Genomic DNA, 2251 nt, shown 5'->3' on the forward strand with positions numbered 1-2251 from the left:
CTCAGCCCCGCCAGTACAGCCGACTTCGCGCGCAACCGCCTGACGCATTCCCTGGAGGTCGCACAGGTCGGGCGTGAGCTCGCGATCGCCCTCGGCGTCTCGGCCGATGTCGTCGACACCGCGTGCCTCAGCCACGACCTGGGCCACCCTCCCTTCGGCCACAACGGCGAGCGGGCGCTCAACGAATGGGCCGAGCCCATCGGAGGGTTCGAGGGGAATGCGCAGTCCTTGCGCATCCTCTCCCGACTCGAGGCGAAGGTCCTCGACGACGATGACCGCTCGGTCGGACTGAACCTCACCCGCGCCAGTCTCGACGCCACGTGCAAGTACCCGTGGACGGTCGACAGCCCGGTTCCGGACCCGGGTGGTCGCCTGAAGTTCGGCGTCTACCCCGAAGACGAGGCGGTCTTCCGCTGGATGCGCGAGGGGGCACCGGGGCGTCTGCGCTGCATCGAGGCCGAGATCATGGACCTCTCCGACGACATCGCCTACTCGGTCCACGACTTCGAGGATGCGATCGTCAACGGCTACGTCGACGTCGCCCAGCTCGCCGATCCGCGCCAGCACGATGCCCTCGTCGGACGCATCCAGCAGTGGGTGGGCTACGACTTCACGCGCGACGAGCTCGCCGATGCTCTGTACCGCCTGGCATCGCAGCCGATGTGGCTGTCGTCGTTCGACCGCTCCCGTCAGGCACTCGCCCGACTCAAGAACCTGACGAGCGACCTGATCGGACGTTTCGCCCGTGCCTCGGTCTCCGCCACGAAGGAGGCGTACGGCTCGACCGCCCTGGTGCGCTACAACGCCCACGTCGTGGTGCCACGCGTGATCGAGGTGGAGATCGCGGTCCTCAAGGGCATCATGGGCCAGGCGATCGTCACGATCGAAGCCCGCAAGGGCGTCTACAAGGAGCAGCGACGCGTGCTCAAGCGGCTCGCCGACGCCCTCTGGTCGACCGACGCGCTGTGGTCCGCGGGCTCCGATGTGCTCGAGCCTGCATTCGCGGCCGACTTCGTCGCCGCGCAGAACGACGCCGAGCGCGCCAGGGTCGTGGTGGATCAGATCGCGAGCCTCACCGACCAGAGCGCGATCGATTGGCACAACCGGCTCGTCGGCGAGATCGATCCGGCCGAGGTCGGGATCTGGACTCCGCGTCATCCCCGTCCGGGCGCGCAGGCGCACGCCGAGCGGCTGCCCGTGGTCGAAGGGGCGCACTGATGCCGCGGATACTGCAGGCCGACGTCGACGAGGTGAAGGCGCGTACGAACATCGCCGACATCATCGGTGAGCGTGTGGCTCTCAGATCGGCCGGGGTCGGATCCCTCAAGGGACTGTGTCCCTTCCACGACGAGAAGAGCCCGAGCTTCCATGTGCGCCAGCAGGTGGGGTACTACCACTGCTTCGGCTGCGGGGAATCCGGCGACGTCTACTCGTTTCTGCGGGAGATGGATCACGTCAGCTTCACCGAGGCCGTGGAGCGTCTCGCCGGGCGCATCGGATACACGCTGCATTACGAAGACGGGGGAGCGGCTCCCGAGACCAGCGGTCGCAGCCGTCTGTACGCTGCCAACACCGCGGCGGCGGAGTTCTTCCGCGCGCAACTGCTCACCCCCGATGCCGAGGCCGGGCGTCGCTTCCTGGGCGAGCGCGGGTTCGATGCGGGTGCTGCCGCGCATTTCGGCGTCGGTTTCGCCCCGCGCGGGTGGGACGGGATGCTCAAGGCCCTCACCGCGCAGGGATTCACGCGCGAGGAACTCAGCAACGCCGGTCTCGTCTCGACGGGGCAGCGCGGCGTGTACGACCGCTTCCGCGGGCGGCTGGTGTGGCCGATCCGGGACGTGTCGGGACAGACCATCGGTTTCGGCGCGCGCAAACTGTTCGACGACGACCAGGGGCCGAAGTACCTGAACACCCCCGAGACGCCGATCTACAAGAAGGCGCAGGTGCTCTACGGGCTCGACCTCGCCAAGCGCGACATCGCTCGCGGGGATCCTCGCCGTGTCGTCGTGGTCGAGGGGTACACCGATGTGATGGCCTGCCACCTCGCGGGTCTCACGACCGCGATCGCCACCTGCGGCACGGCGTTCGGCACCGAGCACATCAAGGTCCTGCGCCGGGTGATGGCCATGCTGGCGATTTCGGCGACCTGCGCATCTGTGACAACGGTAGTGTCCACGGAGGCCGGCTCCTCGCCATTGGGACCAGTGCTGAGTACCGTGCCCGTGATCTCGGCGAGAGCCGCGTCGATCTC

2 protein-coding genes are annotated in these 2251 nt (G+C 68.0%); both read left to right on the top strand.

The genetic code is table 11. The features are described from left to right. Nucleotides 1-1218, top strand: a 1218-nt coding sequence (locus tag KZA10_RS12860; RefSeq protein ID WP_218683069.1) for a deoxyguanosinetriphosphate triphosphohydrolase, incomplete at its 5' end; no start/stop codon positions are given. Beyond that, the coding region (gene dnaG / locus KZA10_RS12865; protein WP_256934820.1) for a DNA primase at nucleotides 1218-2251 on the top strand (1034 nt) is incomplete at its 3' end. The genes KZA10_RS12860 and dnaG, both read left to right, overlap by 1 nt.

The sequence above is a fragment of the Microbacterium sp. BF1 genome (assembly GCF_019279095.1).
Classification (GTDB): domain Bacteria; phylum Actinomycetota; class Actinomycetes; order Actinomycetales; family Microbacteriaceae; genus Microbacterium; species Microbacterium maritypicum.